Annotated in this window: 17 protein-coding genes; 5 read left to right on the forward strand and 12 right to left on the reverse strand. The window is 63.6% G+C overall.

Annotated elements, in window-relative coordinates:
- The first annotated feature begins 146 nt into the window (after positions 1 to 146).
- Positions 147 to 620, forward strand: a complete 474-nt coding sequence (locus V5B40_RS23410) for an Lrp/AsnC family transcriptional regulator (protein WP_332356808.1) — start codon at positions 147 to 149, stop codon at positions 618 to 620.
- A gap of 186 nt (positions 621 to 806) precedes the next feature.
- Here the strand turns inward: V5B40_RS23410 and V5B40_RS23415 are convergent, their stop codons facing one another.
- From V5B40_RS23415 to V5B40_RS23465, 11 genes are all read right to left on the reverse strand, one after another.
- The gene (locus V5B40_RS23415) at positions 807 to 1,580 is read right to left on the reverse strand and encodes a LamB/YcsF family protein (protein WP_332356861.1); all 774 of its coding nucleotides are present in this window, start codon (positions 1,578 to 1,580) and stop codon (positions 807 to 809) included.
- Positions 1,581 to 1,593: 13 nt separating this feature from the next.
- Positions 1,594 to 2,625: a biotin-dependent carboxyltransferase family protein gene (locus V5B40_RS23420; RefSeq protein ID WP_332356809.1), complete on the reverse strand. Its 1,032-nt coding sequence runs from the start codon at positions 2,623 to 2,625 to the stop codon at positions 1,594 to 1,596.
- Entirely contained in the window at positions 2,622 to 3,413 is a 792-nt protein-coding gene (gene pxpB / locus V5B40_RS23425; RefSeq protein ID WP_332356810.1) for a 5-oxoprolinase subunit PxpB, read from the reverse strand. The genes V5B40_RS23420 and pxpB overlap by 4 nt, the downstream gene beginning before the upstream one ends.
- Entirely contained in the window at positions 3,392 to 4,684 is a 1,293-nt protein-coding gene (locus tag V5B40_RS23430; RefSeq protein WP_332356811.1) for a TRAP transporter large permease, read from the reverse strand. Before V5B40_RS23430 ends, pxpB begins: the two co-directional genes overlap by 22 nt.
- A gap of 17 nt (positions 4,685 to 4,701) precedes the next feature.
- A complete protein-coding gene (locus V5B40_RS23435) occupies positions 4,702 to 5,214 on the reverse strand; it encodes a TRAP transporter small permease (RefSeq protein WP_332356812.1) in 513 nt (170 codons plus the stop codon).
- 148 nt (positions 5,215 to 5,362) lie between these two features.
- Positions 5,363 to 6,322 (reverse strand): TRAP transporter substrate-binding protein, encoded by a 960-nt coding sequence (locus V5B40_RS23440; RefSeq protein ID WP_332356813.1) that lies wholly within the window; start codon positions 6,320 to 6,322, stop codon positions 5,363 to 5,365.
- Positions 6,323 to 6,778: 456 nt separating this feature from the next.
- On the reverse strand, positions 6,779 to 8,794 hold the full coding sequence (locus V5B40_RS23445; protein WP_332356814.1) for a spermidine synthase: 2,016 nt from the start codon (positions 8,792 to 8,794) through the stop codon (positions 6,779 to 6,781).
- Positions 8,795 to 8,903: 109 nt separating this feature from the next.
- Positions 8,904 to 10,550: a mechanosensitive ion channel family protein gene (locus V5B40_RS23450; RefSeq protein ID WP_332356815.1), complete on the reverse strand. Its 1,647-nt coding sequence runs from the start codon at positions 10,548 to 10,550 to the stop codon at positions 8,904 to 8,906.
- 127 nt (positions 10,551 to 10,677) lie between these two features.
- Positions 10,678 to 12,129: a metalloprotease TldD gene (tldD, locus tag V5B40_RS23455; protein WP_332356816.1), complete on the reverse strand. Its 1,452-nt coding sequence runs from the start codon at positions 12,127 to 12,129 to the stop codon at positions 10,678 to 10,680.
- A 52-nt stretch (positions 12,130 to 12,181) separates the two neighbouring features.
- Entirely contained in the window at positions 12,182 to 13,024 is an 843-nt protein-coding gene (locus V5B40_RS23460) for a carbon-nitrogen hydrolase family protein (protein WP_332356817.1), read from the reverse strand.
- Between the two features lie 37 nt (positions 13,025 to 13,061).
- Positions 13,062 to 17,051, reverse strand: coding sequence for a YhdP family protein (locus V5B40_RS23465; protein WP_332356818.1), 3,990 nt, complete (start codon positions 17,049 to 17,051; stop codon positions 13,062 to 13,064).
- A gap of 326 nt (positions 17,052 to 17,377) precedes the next feature.
- Between V5B40_RS23465 and glnE the strand changes: the two genes are divergently transcribed.
- Entirely contained in the window at positions 17,378 to 20,149 is a 2,772-nt protein-coding gene (gene glnE / locus V5B40_RS23470; RefSeq protein WP_332356819.1) for a bifunctional [glutamate--ammonia ligase]-adenylyl-L-tyrosine phosphorylase/[glutamate--ammonia-ligase] adenylyltransferase, read from the forward strand.
- Between the two features lie 26 nt (positions 20,150 to 20,175).
- On the forward strand, positions 20,176 to 20,541 hold the full coding sequence (locus tag V5B40_RS23475) for a translation initiation factor Sui1 (protein WP_332356862.1): 366 nt from the start codon (positions 20,176 to 20,178) through the stop codon (positions 20,539 to 20,541).
- 49 nt (positions 20,542 to 20,590) lie between these two features.
- On the opposite strand, the gene V5B40_RS23480 is transcribed toward V5B40_RS23475, so the two are convergent.
- The gene (locus tag V5B40_RS23480) at positions 20,591 to 21,973 is read right to left on the reverse strand and encodes an EAL and HDOD domain-containing protein (protein WP_332356820.1); all 1,383 of its coding nucleotides are present in this window, start codon (positions 21,971 to 21,973) and stop codon (positions 20,591 to 20,593) included.
- A gap of 234 nt (positions 21,974 to 22,207) precedes the next feature.
- On the opposite strand from V5B40_RS23480, the gene acuR reads away from it, so the two are divergent.
- Both acuR and acuI read left to right on the forward strand, forming a co-directional pair.
- Positions 22,208 to 22,864, forward strand: coding sequence for an acrylate utilization transcriptional regulator AcuR (gene acuR / locus V5B40_RS23485; protein WP_332356821.1), 657 nt, complete (start codon positions 22,208 to 22,210; stop codon positions 22,862 to 22,864).
- A 142-nt stretch (positions 22,865 to 23,006) separates the two neighbouring features.
- Positions 23,007 to 23,990: an acrylyl-CoA reductase (NADPH) gene (gene acuI / locus V5B40_RS23490; RefSeq protein ID WP_169064961.1), complete on the forward strand. Its 984-nt coding sequence runs from the start codon at positions 23,007 to 23,009 to the stop codon at positions 23,988 to 23,990.
- Positions 23,991 to 24,242: the final 252 nt, after the last annotated feature.

Raw genomic sequence — 24,242 nt, forward strand, 5'->3', positions numbered from 1 at the left:
TTGAAACTGATGACCGCCATGGTAAGGAAAAGCCGCCCGCAGGTGCTTGCGTATTGCCGCGCGAGAAAGAGTCATGGAGCAATCATATTGCGCACAAAAACAAAAAACAGCATTAAACTTGTGCCAACACATCAGGGAACAATTTCGTGCAACTCGATCGCTACGACTGGCAGATTCTGCGCGTCCTGCAAGAAGACGGCCGCATCAGCAATCAGGACCTCGCCGAGCGCATCGGCCTTTCACCCTCGCCCTGCCTGCGGCGAATGCGCGCGCTCGAGGAAGCAGGACTGATCACCGGCTATCGCGCGCTGCTCAACGCCAAGAAGCTAGGCCTGTCGCTGATGGCGCTGATTTACATTTCGATGGACCAGCACACCCCCGAGCGCTTCACCAGCTTCGACGCCGCCATCGCCGAAATCCCCGAGCTGCTCGAATGCCTGCTGATCACCGGACAGGACGCCGACTACCAGCTCAAGGTGGTGGTCAAGGACATGGACGCCTACCAGGAACTGCTCCTCAACCGCCTCACCCGCATCCCGGGCGTGACCGGCGTACATTCAAGCTTTGTTCTGCGCCGGGTGGTCGATAGGACGGCGTTGCCGCTGCTCCTGGCAAACTGACATCCAGCTGGCCAAACTTTGCTGCTGGTCGGGTTTTCAGGAACAACGTCCGCCACCACCTTGCAGGACATGTTGCGATCCTGAACGTCACTCTGGACGTCGGCGTGCGGTCGCCAAACGGGATTCTGCAGTTCAGTCAAAGTGAGCCCCAGGGCGGAAACAGGGGTCCGCGCCTGTTTCCGCCGATCAAATCGCAAGCATCGCCGTCAATGGCGCCAATGCGTAACCCGAAGCCACCAAGCCATCGCGCAGATGCCTTGCCAGCGCCACGGCATCCGGCGAGTCACCGTGGATGCAGACGCTGCCGGCCTGGACCGGAATGTGGTGGCCGCTGGCGCTGACCAGGGCACCGGCATCGAGCATGGCGCGGACATGGGCCAGGGCCTGCTCCGGGTCGTGGATGACGGCACCGGGCTGGCTGCGCGGGACGAGTTGGCCGTCGTCCTGATAGCGGCGGTCGGCGAAGATTTCGTCGACCACCGGCAGGCCGGCGGCGCGTCCGGCCAGCGCCAGTTGCGAGCAGGCCGGCGCCAGCAGGATCAGCGTCGGATCGAGAGCCTTGACGGCGCGGGCGATGGCCTCGGCCAGCGGCCGGTCGGCGCAGGCCTGGTTGTTCAGCGCGCCGTGCGGTTTCACGTGTGTCACCGCCATGCCCTCGCTGGCGGCCATGCCTTGCAGGGCGCCCACCTGATAGATCAGCAGCGCTTCCACTTCGGCGGCGCTGAGCGCCTGCGGTCGGCGACCAAAGCCTTGCAGGTCGGCGTAGCCGGGATGGGCGCCGACGCTGACCCCGCGCATCTTTGCAGACCGTAGCGTTGCGCGCATGACCATCGGGTCGCCGGCGTGAAAACCGCAGGCAATGTTGGCGCTGCCGACGATATCGAGCATCGCCGAGTCGTCGCCCATGGACCACGGTCCAAAGCTCTCGCCGAGATCGGCGTTCAGATTGATGGTTTTCATGTCGTTCACGTTCTCACTCCTCGCTTTCGAAGCCACTGATCGGCCCGCTGATCAGGCCGCTGTTGTAAAGCGCCTCGAGATCGACGCTGCCGTCACCCGGCAGGCGGCGAATGCTGGCGATGAGCCGGGCAAGATTCTCGGCATGGCTGCGCGCTGCATGCTCGGCGGCATCGACACCAACCAGCTGAAAGCGCAGCGTCTCGCCCGCGCGCCGGTTCGCCAGCCGTCCGAGGTCGGCCGAAATCACGGTGGCGATCTTGGGGTAACCACCGGCCGTCTGTGCGTCGGCCAGCAGCACGATCGGCTGGCCCGAGCCCGGCACCTGCATCGAACCCGGTACGGTGGCATCCGAGATGATGTCCTTGTGCGTGTCCGAACGGTGCTCGAGCAGCGGACCCTGCAAGCGGACGCCCATGCGGTCGGCCTGATCGGTGACCGTAAACGGCGCGCCGCACAAGGTCGCCAGGGCGTCGTCAAGGAAATGCCCGGCCTGCGGCCCGGCGACCACACGAATGACGCCATCATCGTCGGTGGGCGGCTCGGGCAGGAGAAAATCGGAGGCCTCGCTGAACTGCGCCGACAGCCGATCACCTACCGCCAGCGGCTTGCCGATGCCCGCACGCGCATAGGTCGAGGCACTACCCAGCGTTTCGGGCACCTGCAAGCCGGCAACGGCGACGACCACCAGTCGCCCGGCGCGCAGCGCCCCGATGCGCAGGGTTTCGCCGGCGTTAAGAGCAACGCTGCGCCAGCAGACGACGCGCTGCACGCCCTGTTCGCCGGTGATGTCAATGTCGGCCTGGCCGGCAACCGCCACGCGCACGCGCCCGTGCAGCGCTTTCAGCAGCAGCCCGCCGTCAAAATGCTCGATGACCGGCGCCGTGGCCTGATTGCCGACCAGGGCGTTGGCGATTTTCATCAACGCCGCATCGAGCACTCCGGACCAGGGCACACCGACGCGGCGCAGGCCACGCCGGCCACCGTCCTGAATCGACGCGTAGGCGCCGGCGCTGCGGACTTCGATCTCGGACAAGGGCTCGCTCATGACGTCACCTCTACCTCTGCAAACGCTCCCAGATCGAGCGCGCGCGCCTCGGCCGCCTGCTGCAAGCGCCTGTGCTCGGCCGCATTCACGGCCGTGAAGCAGACCCGGTCGCCGGGCTGGAGAAGGGACGGCTGCGGCCGTGCCGGGTCGAACAGCGGCACCGCGCACTGCCCGAGGAGATGCCAGCCACCGGGACTTTCCGATGGATAGATGGCGGTCAGGGCACCAGCGATGGCGACGCTGCCGGGCGGTACCCGCAGGCGCGGTTCGGTGCGCCGCGGCAATTGCAGCGGCGGCGGCAGGTCGCCCATGAACGGGAAACCGGGCAGGAAGCCGAGCATGTAGACGCGGTATTCGCTCTGCCGATGCTGATCGATCAGCGTCTCGACGCTGATTCCCAAGGTCGCCGCGGTGGCTTCGAGATCCGGGCCGCAATCGCCTTCGTAGCAGACCGGCAGGCGCCACAGGCGGGACGCTGCGCTGCTACGAAGCGTGTCCGCTGGTGGCAGCTGTTCGAGTTCCGCCAGCAATTGCTGGCGAGACGTCTGCAGCGGATCGTAAATCACCGTCAGCGAGCAGAAAGTGGGCACCGTCTCGATCAGTCCGGACAACCCGCCGGCCTGATGCCAGACGGTGATCTGCCGGTCGAGCGCGGTCACCGTGTCGACCACTTCAGGTGCGATTCGATCGCCGAGGACCAGGGTGAATGCCTGATCGCCGGCGTCGGCCACGCGCATTCGCTCGCTCAGGCGAGAAGTGACCTTCGTTACATTCGATTCGGCAGCCATAGCACGATGTCCTGAAAGTAATAGGTCGCAATGACGCATGTCATCATCACCGCGAAGAGCGGCGCCGCAGCGCGCGCGATATAGGTCACCTCGTGTTTCGTCAGCCCCTGCAGGACAAAGAGGTTCAGGCCCACCGGCGGGGTGATCTGCGCCATTTCCACCGTCAGGACCACGAAAACGCCGAACCAGATCAGATCGAAGCCCGCCGCCTCGACCGTCGGCAGAAGCACGCCAATGGTCAGCACCACCAGCGAGATGCCGTCCAGGAAGCAGCCCAGTAGAATGAAAAAGACGGCCAGTGCCAGCATCAAGGCCAGCGGCGACAGATTGAGTGCGCCAATGTATTCGGCGAGGTGGCGCGGCAGGCCAACGAAGCCCATGGCCAGGGTCAGGAAGGCAGCGCCCGCGAGAATCAGGCCGATCATGCAATAGACCCGGCAGGCGGCAGCCAGACCTTCGGTAAAGCTTTTCCAGCTCAAGCCGCCTTCGATGGCGGCAAGGATCAGTGAGCCGGTGACGCCGAGTGCGGCGGCTTCGGTGGCAGTGGCGACGCCGCTATAGATCGAACCCAGCACCAGGGCGATCAGGCCGACGACCGGAATCAGGTGCCGCGAGGCATACAGCTTCTCGGCAAGCGTCATGGCGGCATCGGCGGCGGGCACCTTGTCCTTGTTGAACAGAGCCCAGACGGCGATATAGAGCATGAACAGCGTGCCCAGCAGCAGACCCGGCATGACCCCGGCGAGAAACAGCTTGGCGATCGAGACGTTGGCCGCCACGCCGTAGACGATCATGATGATCGACGGCGGAATCAGCAGCCCCAGGGTGGCGGCGCCGGCCAGCGTACCGATGGCCATGGACTCGGGATAACCGCGGCGCTGCAGTTCCGGTAGCGAAATCTTGCCGATGGTGGCGCAGGTGGCGGCCGACGAACCGGACACCGCCGCAAAGATCGTGCTGCCGATGACATTCACGTGCAGCAGGCGGCCTGGCAGGTGGTTGAGCCAGGGCGCGAGGCCCTTGAACATGTCTTCCGACAGCTTGGTGCGAAAAAGGATCTCCCCCATCCACAGGAACAGCGGCAAGGCGGTCAGGGTCCAGCTGGAGGTCGACCCCCAGATGGTCAGCACCATGGCGTCGCCAACCGGGCGGCTGCTGACGAACTCCATGGCAATCAGACCCACCCCCAGGAGGGACAGCCCGATCCATAAACCCGAGCCGAGGATGGCGAACAGGAACACGAGCAAGCCGAATGCGAGTGCAACTTCCATGATCTCTCCCTCCCGACCTATTCAGCGCGCTCGGCTTCAGCATGTACGGCGTCGAAGAACTCCTGTCCCTGCCAGCGAGCGACCAGGGCGTGAATGAAAGCCAGCAGGAAACCGGCACAACCAATGGCCATACTCAGCTGTGGTATCCACATCGGCGTCACGTCCGCCGCCGGCGAAACGTCATGGAGGATGTAAGAAACCCACACCAGATTGGCGGAAAACCAGCACAGATAGGCAGCCAGCAGCAGGCCAACGGCTAGGCAGCCATATTCAAAGCCACCACGAACCCGGGCGGATAGTCCCTGCAGGATCAGGGTGACGCGAATGTGATCGCCATGCTTGAAGGCCGCAGGCAGCGCCAGAAAAAGTGCCGCGGCGATGGAATAGCCGGCATAGGCATCGAGGCCGGGAAGATTCCAGTCGATCTGGCGGCCGATGATGCCGAGCATGACGGAGATCAGCGCGGCCACCATCGACACACAGGCCAGGGCCAGCAAGGCCCGGTAAATGGGGTTGGCGAATTTGTTCAAGTTTCATCTCCTCGTCAGTCGTGATTTTGCGCAGGGCGCTCACCATCTTTGCTCACGCGCACGGCGATCATTCGTTTCCCGCAAGCCGGAGTACAGCGCGCGTGGCGAGCCCGCCCCAATCGTGCGCGGCCCGCCACTGGGCATGACGCTACTTCCGATAGGCGTCGATAATCGCCTTGCCGTCAGGCCCGGCGGCAGCCAGCCACTCGCTGGTCATGGTTTCGCCAATGCGCTTGAGCTCTTTGCGCAAGGCCTCCGACGGCTGGGCGATGGTCATGCCGTTGCTCTGCAGCACTTGCAGCGAATCGGCGTCGTTCTTCTCGCTGGCCTGCCAGCCGCGCGTCTCGGCCGCCGACGCTGCTTTCAGCACGGCCTCCTGCGTTGCCTTGTCGAGCCCGCCGAAAGCTTTCTGACTGACGGCGACGACGTTGCGTGGGTACCAGGCATTGACCGGGTAGAAGAACTTGGTCTGCTCGTAGAGCTTGCTATCGACGCCGCTGGCACTGGAGGTCAGAAAGTTCTGCACGGCGCCAGTGGCCAGCGCCTGCCCGAGCTCCGGCAGCTGAATCGTCACCGGCGCGGCACCGAGCATTTGCGCAATCTTGGTCGTTGCCGGATTGTAGGTACGCATCTTGCTGCCCTTGAGATCGTCCGGCCCGCTGATGGCGCTGACCGAGTATAGCGACTGGCCCGGCCACGGCACCGAATAGAGCAGCTTCAAGCCTTGTCCGGCGAGCACCTTTTGTTGCACCGGCCTGGCCGCGTCGTAGAGTTTGCGCGCCTCGACATAGCTGGTCGCCAGGAAGGGAATCGAATCGACGCCGAAGAGCGGATTTTCATTGGACTGACCGGAGATGATGAACTCGCCCATGGGCACCAGGCCGGTCTGGATCGCCCGCTTGATTTCCGGTTGCTTGAACAGGGACGCACCGGGATGCACCGTAATCACCAGCTTGCCAGCGCTGCTCGCGTTCACGTCTTTAGCGAATTGCTCCAGATTCTGCGTATGGAAAGTATTCGCCGCGTACCCCGAAGGCAGGTCCCACTTGGTTTCCGCCTGGGCGGCAAAAGCCGTGGCTAGCAAACAGGCAAATAGCAGTTTCTTCATTGATCGTCTCCTCTGGTCACTCTTGCTTAGAAACTTGCCAATCAATGATTGGACAAGTCAGTAATCAGCATCGCCCCAGGTGCGTGGGTAATGCAGATTTCGGGGTGCGCCAGGCTCGCTGACGGCCAGCAACGGGCAGGGTTTGGGATTGCGCTGGCAGTAGCGAAGGAAATCGTTTGCCGCGCCGGATTGCGGCGCGGACGCGCGAACCTTCTACCGAACTCACTCCTGAACCTGCGACCATAACCAGCCTCCTTTCGCCGAACGGATTGCCCTGCGCGCCCTCAATCTAGGCTTCTTTGCCGGGAAGTGGTAAACATTCTTTTTCTGTTTGCCCCCTCACTTTTTTCGAAGTCTCGTCAGACGGGTTTGCGGAACGCTGTGGCGAATTCACCAAAAAGGTCGGGGAGGAAGGCGCTGGCGGGCCAGGGTTTACGTGGCAGCCAGCGCCAATCGCTACTGCAGGATACCGAGCAGGTTCGAGAAACTGTCGGTCCACACCGGGAAGCCAGGCCGTGGAACGAGCTTCTCGCCGCCGTGGAAAGTTTTCGCCAGCTGCGCCGCGCGCTCGGCGGGCATCAGCAGCACCCATACCGAATGGCGGCAGAAGCGGTCGCCTGCGGCAGGGTCGAGGTCGAAAATCAGCGCGCTGAGGCCGAGCTGCTCGGCGGCGGCGGCGATCACCGGGCGCAGGTCGAGGTAGCGGTTGGTGATATGCACCGCCAGCACGCCATCACTTTTCAGGTGACGCAAATACGCCTGCATCGCTTCGAGAGTCAGCAGGTGCGTGGGAATCGAATCTCCGGAGAAAGCGTCGATGGCCAGCAGGTCGAAATTCTGGACGGGCTCGCGTTCGAGCATCAGGCGGCCGTCGCCGAGCACAGGGACGATCGTCGCCAGGCTGTCGCCGAGGTAGCTGAATTCGTTGCGGGCGAGATCGAGGACCTGCTCGTTGATTTCGTACATGCGCAGTTCATCGCCGCTGCGGCCGTAAGTGGCCAGCGTACCGGCTCCGAGTCCGAGAATGCCGACTTTCAGCGGCCGCTCACCGGCGACGGCGCGCAGCGCCTGACCGACGCCCGAGTCCTCGCAATAATAGGCAGTCGGCTGACGGCGGTGCTCGGCGGCGAGAAACTGCTCGCCGTGATTGATGCGACCGTGCAGGATCCGGCGTTTGATGCCAAGCCCCTCCTGGTCAGCGTCGTCGACGCGCAACTGGCCGTAGAAGTTGCGCACCACTACCCGGTAGTTTTCGACGTAATCGATCGAGATACCAGCAAGTCGGTAAGCGTAGGCGAGTAGCGCCACGACCAGCAGAAGCCGCCGAATCAGTCGCAGGTCGCGCCAGAGAACGATGCTCACCAGCAAGGCGCAGAGGAAGAGGCCGATCGGCAGTTCGAAATAGGCGTTGAAGATCGCCGGCGCCAGCAGGCCGACGAAAGTACCGCCGAGCGCGCCGCCGATCGACAGCATCAGGTAGAACAGAGTCAGGTGGCGAACCGGCGGCCGGCGCCTGACCAGCTCGCCGTGACAGACCATGCAGAAGACGAACAGCGACAAGCACATCAAGCTGACCAACACCGGCACCTCCATGCCGCCGCCGTCGAGAACCCGGTCGAGGACCAGGAAAGCGATGGGCAGTGCGACCAGGAATCCGGGGCGGTAGTAGTAGCGCGGAGCGTCGAAGCAAAGAATGAAGCTCAGCAGATAGATGCTCAGCGGCACCACCCACAGGAAAGGCACCGGCGCCACGTCCTGCGTCAGGTGACGGGTCATCGCCAGCAGCAGCAGCGACGCAGTCATCGCCAGACCGATCCACAGCAGACACTCGCCGAGTGGCGGTCGCGGGATCGGCTCGCTGCTCACCTTCAGCACCTCGCGCTCGCTCGACACGCCTTTCCACGACTGCCAGGCGCTGCCAAAGCAGGCGACAACGAAAAGTGCATAGGCCGCCGACCAGGCCATGGCCTGGTCGTGCACCCGAAAATACGGTTCGACGAGCACGGGATAGCTCAACAGCGCGATCATCGATGCCAGGTTCGAAAGTGCGTAGAGGCGATAGGGCATGGCAGAGGCAAAACTGCGCGCATACCAGGCCTGCATGAGCGGACCGGTGGTCGACAGCAGCAGATAGGGCATGCCGACTGCCGCGGCAAGCACGACCAGCACGTTCCACGTCGGGTTGGCAAAAGCGACGTCTTTCCAGGCCGGGTCGGCGATGACCGGCAGCGTCGCCAGACTGAGCAGCAGGAGAACGCAGTGAACGACATTCTGGCGCCGCGGCGAAAGCAACTCGTGCAGCAGATGAACATACAGATAGCCGAGCAGCAGTTCGGCCTGGAAGAAAACCAGGCAGGTGCTCCACACCGAGGACGAGCCACCGAACCACGGCAGAATCATCTTGGCAATGATTGGCTGGATCTGGAAAAGCAGAAAAGCAGACAGAAAGACGGTGATCGCAAAACTGAGCATCAAGACATCCTATTGGAAAGCGGCATGGCGGCCACGCTTCGGTGCTGGCGTGCTGGGCGAAAAAATCTGCGGCCGCTGAGTCCTTCGCCGCTGCCTTTACAGGCCGTGATCAGCCTTGGCGCGTGGCGCTGGCCGGCGTCTCCGGCTCAGCCGGCTCGGTATGCCAGTTTTCGCGTGGCACGACCAGATTGTTGGCGGGCTGCGAGTTGAAATGTGGCGACATGATCTGCACGCCGTAGGTATTGAATTGATCCTGGATGTTGCCCAGCAAGGCCGACAGGACGGACACACGTTTGAGCGGCTGGTCCATGTGCGCGAAAAGCTCGTACTCCACATACCAGTCTTCCAGGCTCTTCTGATAGACAAAGGGCGTCGGCAGCGGCCTCAATCCGGGCGTCAGCTTGGCGGCGGCGATGAGCATCGCATGTACCTGCCGCCACGGTGTGTCGTAGCCGATGGTCACTTTGGTAGACACCAGCGTACCGCGCTCACGGGCAAGCCGTGAAAAGTTGCGAATGGGATTGCCGACCAGCACGGCATTGGGAATCGTGATCTCTTCGTTGCGCATGTTGATGATCTTGGTCGACAGCACGCCGACCTGGCTGACGACGCCCCCGTTCTCGCCGACTTCAACGAAGTCGCCGACCGACAGAGCACGCGCATAGACCAGCACCAGACCGCTCATCAACTGGTTGACGATTCCGGCAGAGCCGAGCGTCAACATGAAACCGAACATCACCGACAGGCCCTTGAAGGCGTCGCTGTTGGACATCGGAATGAAGGGGTAGGCGATGGCGATGCCGAGTCCCCAGACCATGACCGTCACCAGCCGGTGGGTGGCGCTGACGGTGTCGGCATGCAGTCCCGGCGCATGTACGCGGCCGGCCTTGGCGGCCTTGAAGAAATTGCCGAGGGCGTCGTTGGCGGCCTTGGTCATGAACAGGATGACCACCGCCGTGGTCAGCGACGGCATGGCGCCGATGAAACTGGTGCCAATGGTCTCCAGCAGGTCGAGGAGGAAGTCGCCGAGGCGATCCCCGAGCGGCTCGGTGAGCGGAAAACGCGCCAGCACGTAGGTCAACCAGAGATAGGCGACGCTCAGCCACAGGAAACCCATGAACAGCTGCGAAACGCGTTGCACCAGCAACCAGCCGTGCCGCGCCCAGCGCAGCTTGCTGGCGGCATCGTCTTCTTCGATGACTCGCTGCAGGCGAGCGACCAGCAGCCGGGTCGCGCGACTGATCAGCCAGAGCAGGGCAAACGCAAACAGCGTGGCTGCCGCCGAGAAGGCGAGTCCCTTGAGCAGGACTGCCGGGCGACGTTGCGTGGCGTCCGCCAGCAGTGCGGCGCTGAGTTCCTTGCGCGCACGCTCGGCGGCCTGCTCCAGCGTGAGTTTTTCCTGCGGGTCCAGGTCGCCGTCGATCACGGCCAGGAGGATATTGTCGTTAACCGTCAGAGTGATGCCACGGCCGCCGTCATAGCTGAAAGGGGTCAGCTCGATGCCTTGCACCATCTGGCTTGGCGTTAGCTCGTCGATGCGATTCTCGGACTTGCGAGCCCGAGCGACCGGCGGTGCGCCGAGGAAGTTCGCCCGAAAAGTGACGATCGGCCGAAAGTTGTGGAACAGGATCGCCTCCCCCGTCGACAGCTGCTCCGCTGCCGGCGCCGACGCCGCTCCGGCGATGAACGGCCAGCAGGCGAGGACGACGAATGACAGCGCCGCGGCGAGCTTCGCGAAGGCACGAGTAGAAGTCATGGCGGGGAGTTCCAGTCAGCAACGTCGGGAGGATGCGATTATACGACCGAAAAGCGCTGTTATGATTGCGGAAAGTCGCCTTCAGGCGGAGCCGGAAGAGGGCCTCCGGAGCCGCCCCTTCTGCCGCTTAAGCCGTGCCGCCGACCGTCAATCCGTCGATGCGCAGGGTCGGCTGGCCGACACCGACCGGCACGCTTTGACCTTCCTTGCCGCAGGTGCCGACACCCGGGTCGAGACACATGTCGTTACCGATCATCGATACCTGGTTCATGGCGTCCGGACCGCTGCCGATCAGGGTCGCGCCCTTGACCGGGCGGCCGATCTTGCCGTTTTCGATCAGATAAGCCTCGGACATCGAAAAGACGAACTTGCCGTTGGTGATATCGACCTGACCGCCACCAAAATTGACCGCGTAAATCCCTTTCTTGACCGACTTGATGATCTCTTCCGGGCTTTTGTCGCCGTTGAGCATGGTGGTATTGGTCATGCGCGGCAGGGGCAGATGGGCGAAGGATTCGCGACGGCCGTTGCCGGTCGGCGCGACGCCGCTGAGACGGGCGTTGAGGCTGTCCTGCATATAGCCCTTGAGAATGCCGTCTTCGATAAGCACCGTGCGTTGCGTCGGATTGCCTTCGTCGTCGATGGTCAAGGACCCGCGACGGTCGGGAAGGGTGCCGTCGTCGATGACGGTGACGCCTTTCGAGGCCACCTGACTGCCGATGCGGCCGGCAAAAGTCGAGCTGCCCTTGCGGTTGAAGTCGCCTTCGAGGCCATGGCCGACAGCTTCGTGCAACAGGATGCCGGGCCAGCCAGGACCGAGGACGACCGACATCGTGCCCGCCGGAGCCGGCTGGGCAACGAGATTGGTCACCGCCTGATGGACCGCGTCACGCGCATAGCCGTGCAGTACCTCGTCGGTGAAACAGCTGTAGTCGGTGCGCCCACCGCCACCGGCCGAGCCCTGTTCGCGCTGAGCGCCCTGTTCAACAATGACCGTCAGCGACACCCGCACCAGCGGCCGAATGTCGGCGGCCAGGCGACCATCGCTGCTGGCGACGAGAATAACTTCGTACTCGCCGGCGAGATGCGCCATCACCTGCGTCACACGGCTGTCCTCGGCGCGGGCCAGCGCTTCCAGCCGTTCGAGCAGCTTGACCTTGCTGACCGCATCGAGCGACGCCAGTGGATCGTTCGGCACGTACAGGGCGCGCTGCACGCGGCCCTTCTTCAGAGCCGGTACGCTTTGCTGCACGCCGGCGGCGGCAATCGCCCGCACGGCTGCGGCCGCGTCACTGAGGGCTGGCGAGCTGATGTCGTCCGAATAGGCAAAAGCAGTCTTCTCGCCAGCAATGGCGCGCACGCCAACCCCTTCGTCGATACTGAAACTGCCGGATTTGACAATTCCCTCCTCGAGACTCCAGCCCTCGGAGCGGCTGTACTGGAAGTAGAGGTCGGCGTAGTCGACCTGGTGCGACATGATCTGGCCAAAGACCTTGTTCAGGTCGGCGACGTCGAGACCGTAGGGAGTAAGCAGGGTTTTCTGAGCCTGCACGAGAAGCGTGGGTTGTTTGGCGTTCATCGGGTTTCCGTTAATACAGCGGTTTGCGTGCATCGCGCAGCGCATTACAGGATTACATTACGCGGTGTTTGAGCGCCGGCAAGCTGGCGCGGACCGAAGCCAGGCGGCCCTGTTCAAGCTTGCCGACGACAACTCCCGGCCCCTTCGGCTGGCGATCGAGGATCTCCCCCCAGGGGTCGATCAACATGCTGTTGCCGTGCGTCTCGCGCCCATTTTCGTGGCGACCACCCTGCGCGACGGCCAGTACGTAGCACTGATTCTCGATCGCCCGGGCACGCAGCAAGATCTCCCAGTGCGCCCGCCCGGTGGTTTCGGTAAATGCCGCGGGAACGACCAGTAGCTCTGTGACCCCAAGCGCACGATAAAGCTCCGGGAATCTCAGGTCGTAACAGATCGACAAGCCAACGCGGCCAAAAGGCATGTCGAAGCTGACTGGCTGCTGGCCGGCCTGGATGGTCGCGCTTTCATCGTAGGCCTCGGCACCCTGCCGGAAGCCAAAGAGGTGAATCTTGTCATAGCGCGCGACGCGCTGGCCTTGCGGATTGTACGCGACGCACGAGTTGAGCACCTTGTCCGGGCTCTCGGCCGACAATGGCAAGGAGCCGCCGATCAGCCAGATGCCGTGCTGGCGGGCGCTGGCGGCGAGAAAATCCTGGATCGGTCCGCTGCCATCTTGCTCGCGCAGCCTGACCTTGTCGCTGTCAGTCATGCCCATGATGGCAAAGTACTCGGGCAGGGCAAGCAGCTCGGCGCCCCGCGCCACGGCCTCGGCAATTAGCCCCGCCGCCGTCTGCAGGTTCTCTTCGATGCGCGGCGTAGAGACCATCTGCACTGCCGCCACACACAGGCTGGGGGCCCGCTGCCGGTCGTCTGCCGCTTGCTTGCTTGGGTTCATGGCTTGCTCCAAAGAGGTTGCGAAAGGCGAAAGTTGCTCACGGCGTGGTCGCTGGCGCCCGGGTCGCTGGCTCCGACGACCCGGTGATTCTCGCGACGATCGGATCGTCCCACTTGCCGGTCACCAGATACTCGAAACTGAACATCTTGTTCAAGGGGTTTTGCAATACCCTGTTGGCCAACAGGGTGGCGATGCCGGCGAGTGGGTTGATCACTGCCACGCCCAGGGCGGCGGTGCTGCTCAACTCGGGCTGAACACTGACCGTCAGGTGCTGCGTTTCGTTTTTCAGATCGGTTTCGCCGCGCATCAGCACGCGCGCAGCCGGGCCATCAATCAGCAATTGGTCGGTCCTCATCACGCCATCTTTCACCGTCACCTTGCCGCTGATGCTATCAAAAGCGAAACCTTCGCTGAAGACATCGCCGAAATCAAGCGTGAATCGACGCGGCAAACCCTGCAGGCTGATCAAGCCAAGCAGCTTGCCGGCAGCACCCGGGTCAAGCTTGAGGAACTCGCCTTTGTGCGCCACAAGCTGCATGTCGCCGTTGAGCGTCGCATAGTCGAGCCCCTCCGGGGGCCCGTTCCAGCCCAGCTTCCCGGTCATGCGCGTGCTGCCGCCACGTACGCTACCAGGATAGCCAAGGCGATCAAGCAACTGGCCGACGTCGCTGCTGTCCACGGCGAAATCGAGCTGGGTGCGGTTGCCGCTGGCCACCTGCCACTGGCCGGTGCCGGAAAACTTGGCCACCGCGTTGAGCAGCTCGACTTTATCGAGCCGCCAAGTGCCACCATCGTTATGGGCCAGCACTTCGAGCCGCCCGAAGCGGCGGACGCCGACTTCGAACTCGTCGACCACGATATCGAGCGCTGGCAGTGTCTGCAAGGCATCATCGACCTGGACGGGCTCGAGCCGACGCTCGTCCTTGCCGGGCAGCTGCCATTTCGTCAAGCGCGCGCTGAGCTTGCCGGCACCGGCGCCGTCCCATTGCAATGCCCCCGTCGCCTCGCGCGACGACAGGCTTGCCGTCCAGCGCGGATGCTCGCCGGTGACCGCCAAAATCACTTGGCTGTTGCGCCATCCCGAAACGACGAGCTCCCCCGCCTCGAGATCGACCCGGACCGGCAGACTCCCGACGGACGCGGGCTCGGGCTCGGATGCTTCGTCAATACTGGCCAGCACCTCACTGCGAGCCGCCTCCTGCGCGGGACCCGCGAAAACCTTGCGCCAGGTGTCAATATCGAGCAGCGGGGTGGTGATGCCGACGTGGATACCCCTTTCCGGCAGCGCTTTCATCGCCCTCCCGACCGCAATCACAGCACTTTCGATGGAGCGTTTTCCGTCCTCCTGGCGGCTGATCAGCTGCATGTTCAACACCCTGCCCAGCGCCACGCGTAGCTGCTCACGCTTGCTTGGCCGAGTTTTGCCGAGCTGTGTCGGCGGCAGGGCGAGACTGTCGAGATGCAGGTGCATCGGCTCGCCGAGCTTCTTGCTGAAGGGAGCCGGCAGCGTCGATGCCAGGTCCAGCAAATCCGACTCCAGCACCACTTCGACCTTGCGCTGCTTGACCTGGATCTCGGCACTGTAAGCAGCGCGCCCGGAAAGCTGTGCCAACAGCGGCCAGGCGGCCAACTCGCGCAAGGCAGCGACGCCGAGGCTGCCATCGACCTTGATCAGCACCTTGCCATTCTCGGCACCGCCCGTGATCTTCAGCGGACCTCCCGCCAGTTTCGCCTTGATCTCCGGAACGCGCAGCTCATCGGCGGTGAACTGCAGGCGACCATTGACCTCGCGCAAGGGCGGCAGGGCCGGATCGACGCTCACTTCGTTAGCCAGGAAGACGTAGTCCCCGGCGATCTTCGACTCGCCGAGTCGTGCCTCTTCAAGAGGAATCAGCAGCCCGATATCGAGACGCCCTTTGCCGCTGGCGCGCATGGCGTCGCTGAAATGGTCGATGCGCTCGGCGACCGGGCTGTCGACGACGAACTTGAGGAACTGCGCCGTATCGCCTTCGGCGTGCCCTTGCACTTTCAAAGTCGACACCGGCGCGTCGAAGTCGGGAATTTCGGCGCGTGTCTGCGACAGCCTGGCGCCGAGGATCGCGCCGCGCTGCAGTTCGATCAGCATGCCGTTTCCCTCGAAACGCAAATCGGCGTCGATATCGGAGATCTCTGGCCAAGCAGTGCCATAGTCGAGGCGTACGTCCTGTGCCTTGACGGTGACCAGGAACTGACCCTGCTGGCGATCGAGAAACGGAAAGTTGGCCAGATCGCCCTTGAGGACCAGCTTGGCCGCGCTGGCGCTTCCCGCCTTCAGTGCGTCGCGAACCCAGTACCGCGCATCACTATTCAGCGCCGCCGGCAGATAGCGCCAGACGGCGCGCGCGTCGGCACGGCTAAGCGCGGCACTGAGGTCGATGCTGCCCGGTCCGTCGCCGGCATGGCGATAAGTGCCCTTTGCCGAACCGGTCGCATCCGGCCCGGAAAATTCAGCACGCAGCAACTCGGCATCGAGCACGCCCTGGTCGATCTTCCAGCGAGCCTGTGCGTCGAGCTTGCCAAGGCGAATGGGCGAGTCCGGCAGGACCCTGGGCAAATTGACGCTCGCTTTTTGCGCACGCAGAGTGGCGCTGCCACCTTTTTCGCTGACATCAAGAACTCCGGACAACCCCGACACCCCAGGCAGGGAGTCCTTGGCCTGCACCGCCAGGTCGTCAAAACCGGCTTTCAGCGAGTAGCTTTGCAGCGCTTCGGCGTCGCCGACCCAGGCGGCGCGCAGTTGGCTGATCCGGCCACGCGGTGCGTAGTCGACGAGCAATTGCCGCGATCCGGCATCCAGCGGCAGGTAGCCGGCCAGACTGGCGAAAGCGGCGAGGTCGAGTGCGCTGGCGGTGACCTGACCGCGCTGCGCAGCGCCGTCTGCGGCGTACTGCCAGTCAAGGCGGAAATCGGTCGGCTCGACGCGAACGAACGCGGTTTCGGGAGCACTCTGGCGTTCGCGCGCCTGGCTCAGGAGTTCGACGCGCTGCCCATCGACGCTGATCCCGGCAGCCGAGAAACGCACACCGACACGGCCTGACAGATGTTGCAGAGCGAGCTCTGGCAGGTCTTTCGCCAGACGCAAGCTAAGGTCGTCGAGCGACAAATCTGCCGTCAGCTCCTGTAACTCACCTTGCGCAACGCCTACCCAGGCGCGGAGTGCCCCGCGGCCATGTGGAAGCGCGACCGGATAGTCGATCCAGGTGCGCCAGACGGCGAGGTCGGCGTAGTCGATCTGAACGAATACCTGCCCGTTCCACAACTCCAGCTGGCCGAGATGGCGGCCGTGAAAGTCCCCGCGCAGGTCGATCGCGGCGGCCAGAGCGGGCGGCGGCGCGGCAGTGAGGCCGAAGCGGTGCTGGCGACCGTCGTTGTCGAGGCCGAAATTGACCGCTTCGAGAATCAGCGGCGGCGCCTGCCGCATGGCGTCCTCCCAGGCCACGGTCGCGCCGCTGACGCGAATTCGTTTCTGCGCCAGAATCCAGTCGCCGGCGGCGTTGTCACCTCCCTCGGCGGCCATGGCAATGCCGGCAACGGTGAAGCGGCCGTCGCTATCGCGACGCAGATGCAGAGTCGGCTCGTCGATCTGCAGCAGGCGCAAACGCAGCGCCATGCGCGGTAGCGAAGACCACGAGAGGACGCTGTGCACACGCGGCAAGGCCAGTGCCGGCTGACCCTTGCTGTCGGCGATGCGCACGTCCGAGAGCAGCAGATCGGGATGGATGCCATCCCAGCTGGCGGCGATCCGCCCGATGCTGACCGACAGCCCGAGCGTCCGGCTGAGCTGCTGCTCGATGGCTGGCCGGTAAGTCTCGATGTTCGGCAGTAGCAGGTAGCGCAGCGCCAGAATCAGCAGCACGAAAGCGAAGTAGAGCAGCCAGAAGACACGCACCACAAGCCGCCAGACGCGGCCCGTCGCCGGATGCGCGAGCAGCGGCACGAGAAAATGGAAGCGATGGTAGAGCGCCTGGCGCAACTCCTCCTGGCGCATCAGCCGTGATCGTCGCGCAGAGAGTTTTGCCAATCGCCGCCGGGCGTCACTAGAATGTCGGGAGAGCTAGGCAAGGGCACGGGGAAACCACGCGACAAACGGCGAGGCAGCGGGCGCGAATGGTCGTCCGGGCAGTTGACCGGCAAGGCGCGGAGCGGCGGCGCTGCTATGCATGCGATTGCGATGTCCAGGAGGAGAAATGGGCAGCCAGATTCGCGGTCGGTGACTGCTGTTTTCGGCGTGAAGCCGGCATTGTAACGGCTTTACCTTTGCTCACCAGCGCCAAGCATGGCGACCCCGTATGACATCCTTTTACCGAGAAGAGCATGGAACCTACTGTAGAACGCTCCAACACGCGTCCGCCGCCACTGGCAACAGCGCTACAGGCAGCACAAGGGCACAGCCATTACCTGCGCAATCTGCTCGCCGCCCGACCCGAAATCACGGCCTGGCTGGACGCGCACGCCATGCAGGCACTCGGCGTGGAGCAGATGAACGATTTCCTCGACAGCGACGCGACACCTGCTGCGACTCCCGAGAGTGCTGTTGCCAGCGATGACGATCTGAAGCGCTCCCTGCGCAGCCTGCGCCAGCGGGTAATGGCCGCGCTGGTGGTGCGCGATATTGGCGGTCTGGCGACCCTCGCCGAAGTCGTTGAAAGCATGACCGTGCTTGCCGAAGTAAGCACCAATCGCGCCCTGGATTTCCATCATCGGCAACTGCGCGAGCAGTTCGGCGAGCCGCTCGACAGCCACGGGCAGCCGCAACGGCTACTGGTGATCGGCATGGGCAAGCTCGGCGGCCGCGAGCTCAATGTTTCTTCCGATGTCGATTACATCTTCATCTACCCGGAGGATGGACAAACCGGCGGCGACGGCCGCCGGATCGACAACTACGACTTCTTCCAGCGCCTCGGCAAGCGCCTGATCGCCACACTCGGCGAACTCACCGCGGACGGCCAGGTATTCCGGGTGGACATGCGCTTGCGGCCCAACGGCGACTCCGGACCGCTAGTCTGCTCGCTGGACTCACTCGAACACTACCTGATCACGCAAGGCAGGGAGTGGGAACGCTACGCCTGGATCAAGGCCAGGGTCTTGAACCAGGGCGAGAATCTGCAGCCGGAATGGGTAAGCGCGCTACAGAACATCAGTCGCCCTTTCGTTTTTCGCAAGTATCTCGACTTTGGCGCGATAAATGCCATGCGCGATCTGCATGCGCAGATTCGCCGCGAGGTGGCGCGCAAGGACATGGCCGAGCACATCAAGCTGGGCCCGGGAGGCATCCGCGAGATCGAGTTCATCGCCCAGGTTTTCCAGTTGATCCGCGGCGGTCGCGACCCGCTCCTGCAAGTGCGACCGACACTGCAGGTACTGGCGCAGCTCGCCGAGCGGCGGCTTCTACCGCCAGAAAACGAGCACGAACTGGCCACTGCCTACGACTTCCTGCGCCGCCTCGAGCACCGCTTGCAATACGTGAACGACGCCCAGACGCACCGCCTGCCAAGTGCTGACGAGGAACGCCAGCAGATCGCCACAGCGATGGCTTTTACCGACTGGAGCGAGTTTCTGGCCGTTCTCGAAGGGCATCGGGCGATCGTTTCGCGCTGCTTCGAAGAAGTGTTTTCCGAGCCGGAAGAAGGCACCCACCCGCTGCTCGGCGTCTGGGAAGAAGTCGTCGCCAAGGATGATGCGCTGGAACGTCTGTCCGGCCTCGGCTTCCGCCAGCCGAAAGCGATCCTCGAACGCCTGCACAGCTTCCGGCAAAGCAGCCGCTATGTGCAACTGCCGGCGAGCAACCGCGAGCGCCTCGACGCCCTGGGGCCGCGCCTCATCGACGCCGCGGCTGCCACCAAAAACCCTGACGCCACCTGGCAGCGCGGCCTCGATTTTCTCGAAACCATTAGCAAGCGTGGCGCCTATCTGGCGCTCCTGCAGCAGTACCCGCAAGCGCTCAGTCACCTGGCCGAACTGATCGGCAGCTCTTCCTGGGCGGCCGACTATCTGAACCGGCACCCGATCCTGCTCGACGAGTTGCTGGACTCGCAGATCTTCGACGTGAAGACCGATTGGCAGGAGTTTCGCGACGAACTGCAATTGCGGCTGGCGCAGCACCGCGACGATACCGAGCGCGAGATGGATATCCTGCGCGAAGTGCACCACGCGCAGGTTCTGCATTTTCTGGCGCAGGACTTTGCCGGCCTGCACAGCGTCGAACATCTCGCCGACCGCCTCAGCCAGCTTGCCGACATCATGGTCCAGACGACCCTGGACCTGTGCTGGCGGCTGTTGCGCAATCGCCATCCGCATCCCGAGCAGCCACCCCGTTTTGCGGTCATCGCCTACGGCAAGCTCGGTGGCAAGGAACTCGGTTTCGCCTCGGATCTGGACCTCATCTATCTGCACGACGACCCTGCCGAGGGTGCGGGGGAAGTGTACGCACGCCTGGGGCAACGGCTGAGCACCTGGATGTCGAGCCGGACCTCGGCGGGCATGCTTTTCGAAGTCGATCTGCGCCTGCGCCCGAACGGTGATTCCGGCATGCTGGTGTCGCCGATCAGCGCTTTTCGTGATTATCAACTGAAGAACGCCTGGGCCTGGGAGCATCAGGCGCTGACCCGGGCCCGCTTTTGCGCCGGCGACCCGGCGGTCGGCGAACAGTTCGAAGCGCTGCGCATCGAGATCCTGCGGCAAGCCCGCGAGCTCGCCAAGCTCAAGGAAGAAGTGCTGTCGATGCGCCAGCGGATGTTCGACGAACACGGCTCACGCAGCGAAGAAAACTTCGATATCAAGCACGACCGCGGTGGCCTGATCGACGTCGAGTTCATCGTCCAGTACCTGATCCTCGGACACGCGCATGCGCACGCCGAACTGTGCGGCAACCTGGGCAACATCGCCCTGCTCGGGATCGCTGCCGAACTCGGCCTGATCCCGGCCGAGCTGGCCGACCCGGCGCGCGACGCCTATCGCGAATTTCGCCGCTTGCAGCACGTATTGCGGCTGAACGCCGATCGCCGGGCGCGCGTCGAGCGCGCCTCGCTCAGTCGCCAGATTGCGGCGGTCAAGGCGCTGTGGGAGGAGGTGTTCAATGCAGCATGAGCAAGAACGGCATGGCGGGCCTGGCCATGCGTAAGCCATCGGCCGGGGGGCTGGTCTATTCCACCGACACGGGACGCATGTGCCCAGGCTGCCGAAGACCGCTACCGCAATGCTGCTGCGCCGCAAATCGCGCCGCGTCACTTCCCCAGACTGACGGCAGCGTGCGTGTCAGCCGCGAAAGCAAGGGGCGGGGCGGCAAGACGGTGACGCTGGTGCGCGGGCTGGCGCTCGCCCCCGGCGATCTCGCCGCGCTGGCAAAACGCCTGAAGACCGCCTGCGGATCGGGCGGCACGGTCAAGGACGGCGTCATCGAAGTGCAGGGGGATCACTGCCAGCGCCTGCTCGAGTGTCTCGAGAAGGAGGGTTTCACCGGCAAGCGCGCCGGCGGCTGAATCGCGCCAGCGGGAAGACGGGGGGTGCCGCGCCGAGCGCTGCAGGCGATCAGTTCTTGCCGGCGTGGACGACGTTCTGCGCCCAATCCAGCGCTTCCAGCATCACGGCCGTGACTTGCTGAGCTTCAAGTCCACACAAGAGGGCAGCGGCGGCGATCTCGTCGGGCGCTTTCGATTCGACGGCGATGGCCAGAGCCAGAGCATCGCACATCGCGCCCGGCGCTCCCTGGAGTGCAGAGACGACGTCGTCCGGCAAGGAAACCTTCTTCAGAATCTCCGCGAGCGGCTGTTTCATCATCACGTCGAGCAGCGAAAACAGCCCGATCATGAACAGTTTGTCGGCCTCCTGCGGCAAGCCCCCCTGTCCGGCCAGCCTTTCCATGAAGCGCGCGCGGGTCAGCGCGTTCTCGTTCAGGACCCGCCCCACATAGCCGGGCTGATTGAGATCGAAGAGCAGCAGGGAAAGCCATCGCGAGAACTGGTCCCGGCCCAGAATCAGCAGCGCTTGCGGTATTTTTTCGATACGTTTGAGCATTCCGATACCGGGCGAATTGATGTAGCGCAAGAGCTTGTAGGTCAGGATCGGGTCGTTGCGCAGGCGGTCGGCGATGACGCCGAAATCGGCTCGCGAGCGAAGCATGTTCAGGACTTCGAAGACCAGCAGCCGGTTGACTTCGCTTTTCGGCGGGTGCCAGTTCTCACGACTGCAAACGAAAGGCCCCATGAAGTAATCGAAGCCACTTTGATAGCAAAGGCTGAAGTCGTCCGCGCTCTGGATCTTGCTGGCAATGACTCTGGGCTTCCCTTTGCTGGCGTGCAGGTCGACGCACAGCTTCTTCAACTGGATGCCGTCGAAAGCGGTGGTGTCGATCTCGACGAGAGCCGCCTGTTCGAGAAACTCGGCCATCCCGGGGAGTGGCCGATCGAGCGACCAGGCATGCCTGACGCCGAGGTCCTGCAAGCGCCGCAGCGCCACGCGTACGTCCGCAAGATCGCTCGCCACCGCCGTCGCCGGAGTGATCATGATGATCACATTGCGGTTCGCGAAAGCGGGCAGCAGAAGACTGCTCAGCGAGGCCGAAGAAAGGCGGATGAAGGCAAAGCGATCGCCCAGCAGCGATGAAACAGCCAGCGGCGAAAGATTGTGCAGCAGCGCTTCGTCATGGACCTGCCGCAGCTTCGCGCTCTTCTCCAGCATCGGCGATTGCAGATTGCGCCCGAGGGCAAACTCGTAGCCGGCAATCTGTTCGCCGCGATCGAGAAGCTCCTCGCGGCAAACAAAGGACGCGGCGCGGCGCGTGTTGGTCGTGGCGCCGGCCCGTGGCGCAGACTGGAGAGGCGCCAGCGCGTCGAGCTGCGCGGCGGCTTCTTGCGGTAGAGGCGCGGCATCTGGCGGGACCAGACCCAGCCAGCGCAGGATTGTCTTGAACACGGGCACCCCCTTCTCGGCATCGATTGCCTGTTTTCTTATTCCACGTGCTTGACCCGCGTAAGCCAAAGACATGGAGCTGCGGGCGCTCGGGGATTCTAGCACGTTCAACTTTTCCGGCTCTGCTCCCGGGCCGCCAGCCGAAAATACCATGGCAACGCCAATCGGCACGCCGCCAGTAGCGGCTCAGCAAGAGTTTTTTGACATTTATAAACGCTCGGTCTAATATATCAGGCAATGGAAACGACTCGCACCCTCCCTCGCCGTCCACGCGGTCGCCCGGCGCGCAATGGCCTCGATTACGCGGACACCCGGGCCTTGCTGATTCGTCGCGGCCTCGAAATCCTGACCACCCAGGGCGTCAGTGCGACGGCACTTGATGATGTCCTGAAGTCGATCAATGTCCCGAAGGGCTCCTTCTATCACTACTTCGCAAGCAAGGATGCTTTTGTCGCGGTGACCGTCGATACCTATGCCGAGTACTTTGCGCGCAAGCTCAAGCTGCATTTTCACAATCCGCTCCTGACGCCGCTGGCAAGGCTGGCAGCTTTTGTCGATGACGCCTGCCACGGCGTCGAAAGGCATGCCTTCAAGCGCGGCTGCCTGGTCGGCAATCTGGGACAGGAAGTCAGCGCGCTCGATGAACGCTTGCGCCTGCGCCTGGAAGCGATTTTTTCCGACTGGGAGCAAGCGCTGGCCGACTGTCTGTCAGCCGCGGCAAGCAGCGGCGAACTGGCGACGGACGCCGACTGCCCGGCACTGGCGCACGCTTTCTGGGTCGGCTGGGAGGGGGCGATACTGCGCGCCAGGCTGTCCCGCTCGACGGCGCCGATGCGCGCCTTCTTCAAGCTCTTTCTGTCGGCATTGCCGCGCACCCGAGCTTTTTTACCGTGAAAGGCGCATCCGCGACTCACGAGACTTCCTTCTCCCACTGCGCGAGAAGGGTCGGGAACGAGAGAGCGGTCATGACCTTTCATGACTGTTTTGCACGTTCATACTTTACTGGTCTATTTTTTCACCACCAAGGAGAATCACCATGTTCAAGGGAATCCTGATCACCAAAGACGACGGCGTTTACCAAGCTCAACTGCAGGACATCGACGATGCCGTGCTGCCAGAAGCCGACACCACGGTCCAGGTCGAATGGTCGACGCTCAATTACAAGGACGGCCTGGCACTGACCGGCAAGTCGCCGGTGGTGCGCCGCTTTCCGATGGTGCCGGGGATCGACTTTGCCGGCACGGTGACAGAAACTTCGAATGCGGCCTGGAAAGTCGGCGACCGCGTCGTCCTCAACGGTTGGGGAGTCGGGGAAACGCATTGCGGCGGCCTGGCCGAAAAAGCGCGTGTCAAGGGAGAGTGGCTGGTGCCGCTGCCGGCAAGTTTCTCCGCCCGGCAGGCGATGGCCATCGGCACCGCCGGGTACACGGCGATGCTCTGCGTCCTCGCTCTCGAGAAGCACGGCATCAAGCCTGCTGACGGCGAGGTTCTGGTCACCGGCGCCAACGGTGGTGTCGGCAGCGTAGCCATCGCCTTGCTCGCCAAACTTGGCTATCAGGTGGCCGCCTCGACCGGCCGCCCCGGCGAAGCCGAGCACCTCAAGTCCCTGGGCGCCAGCACGATCATCGACCGCAGCGAACTGTCGGCGCCGGGCAAGCCGATCGGCAAGGAACGCTGGGCGGGAGTAATCGACACCGTCGGCAGCCACACCCTGGCGAACGCCTGTGCGACGACGAAATACCGCGGCGCGGTGGCTGCCTGCGGCCTCGCCGGCGGCATGGATTTCCCGGCGACGGTAGCGCCCTTCATCCTGCGCGGCGTCACGCTCTATGGCATCGACAGCGTGATGGCACCGCTCGCCATTCGTCAGGAAGCGTGGGAACGGCTCGGCCGTGATCTCGAAATCGCCAAGCTGGACGCCATTACGCGCGAGATCCCGCTTTCGGAAGCAGTCGCGGTCGGCGCCGAACTGCTCGAAGGCAAGGTGCGCGGACGAGTGGTGGTGGACGTGAGCAGGTAAAGCGCAGCCGGGGCTTGGCCGGGCGCATTGACCAGGAGTCATAGCGCCCGAGCGCGACTTCCGGCGGTCGCGGGCAGGTGTCACCAAGTCGCGCCTGGCTCCGTTTGCAGGCTTGTCGCCTCGCCGGGATCGGGAAGGCAGATAGCCTGAGGCCCCGCTCGTGATGGCCAGCATTCCGGCACACAGGATATCGCCCATCACCGATTCTTGAGGATTCCTGCGGCGATGTCGAGAAAACATCGCCTATACTCG

This window comes from Candidatus Accumulibacter meliphilus, assembly GCF_036625345.1.
GTDB classification, from domain to species: Bacteria; Pseudomonadota; Gammaproteobacteria; order Burkholderiales; family Rhodocyclaceae; genus Accumulibacter; species Accumulibacter meliphilus.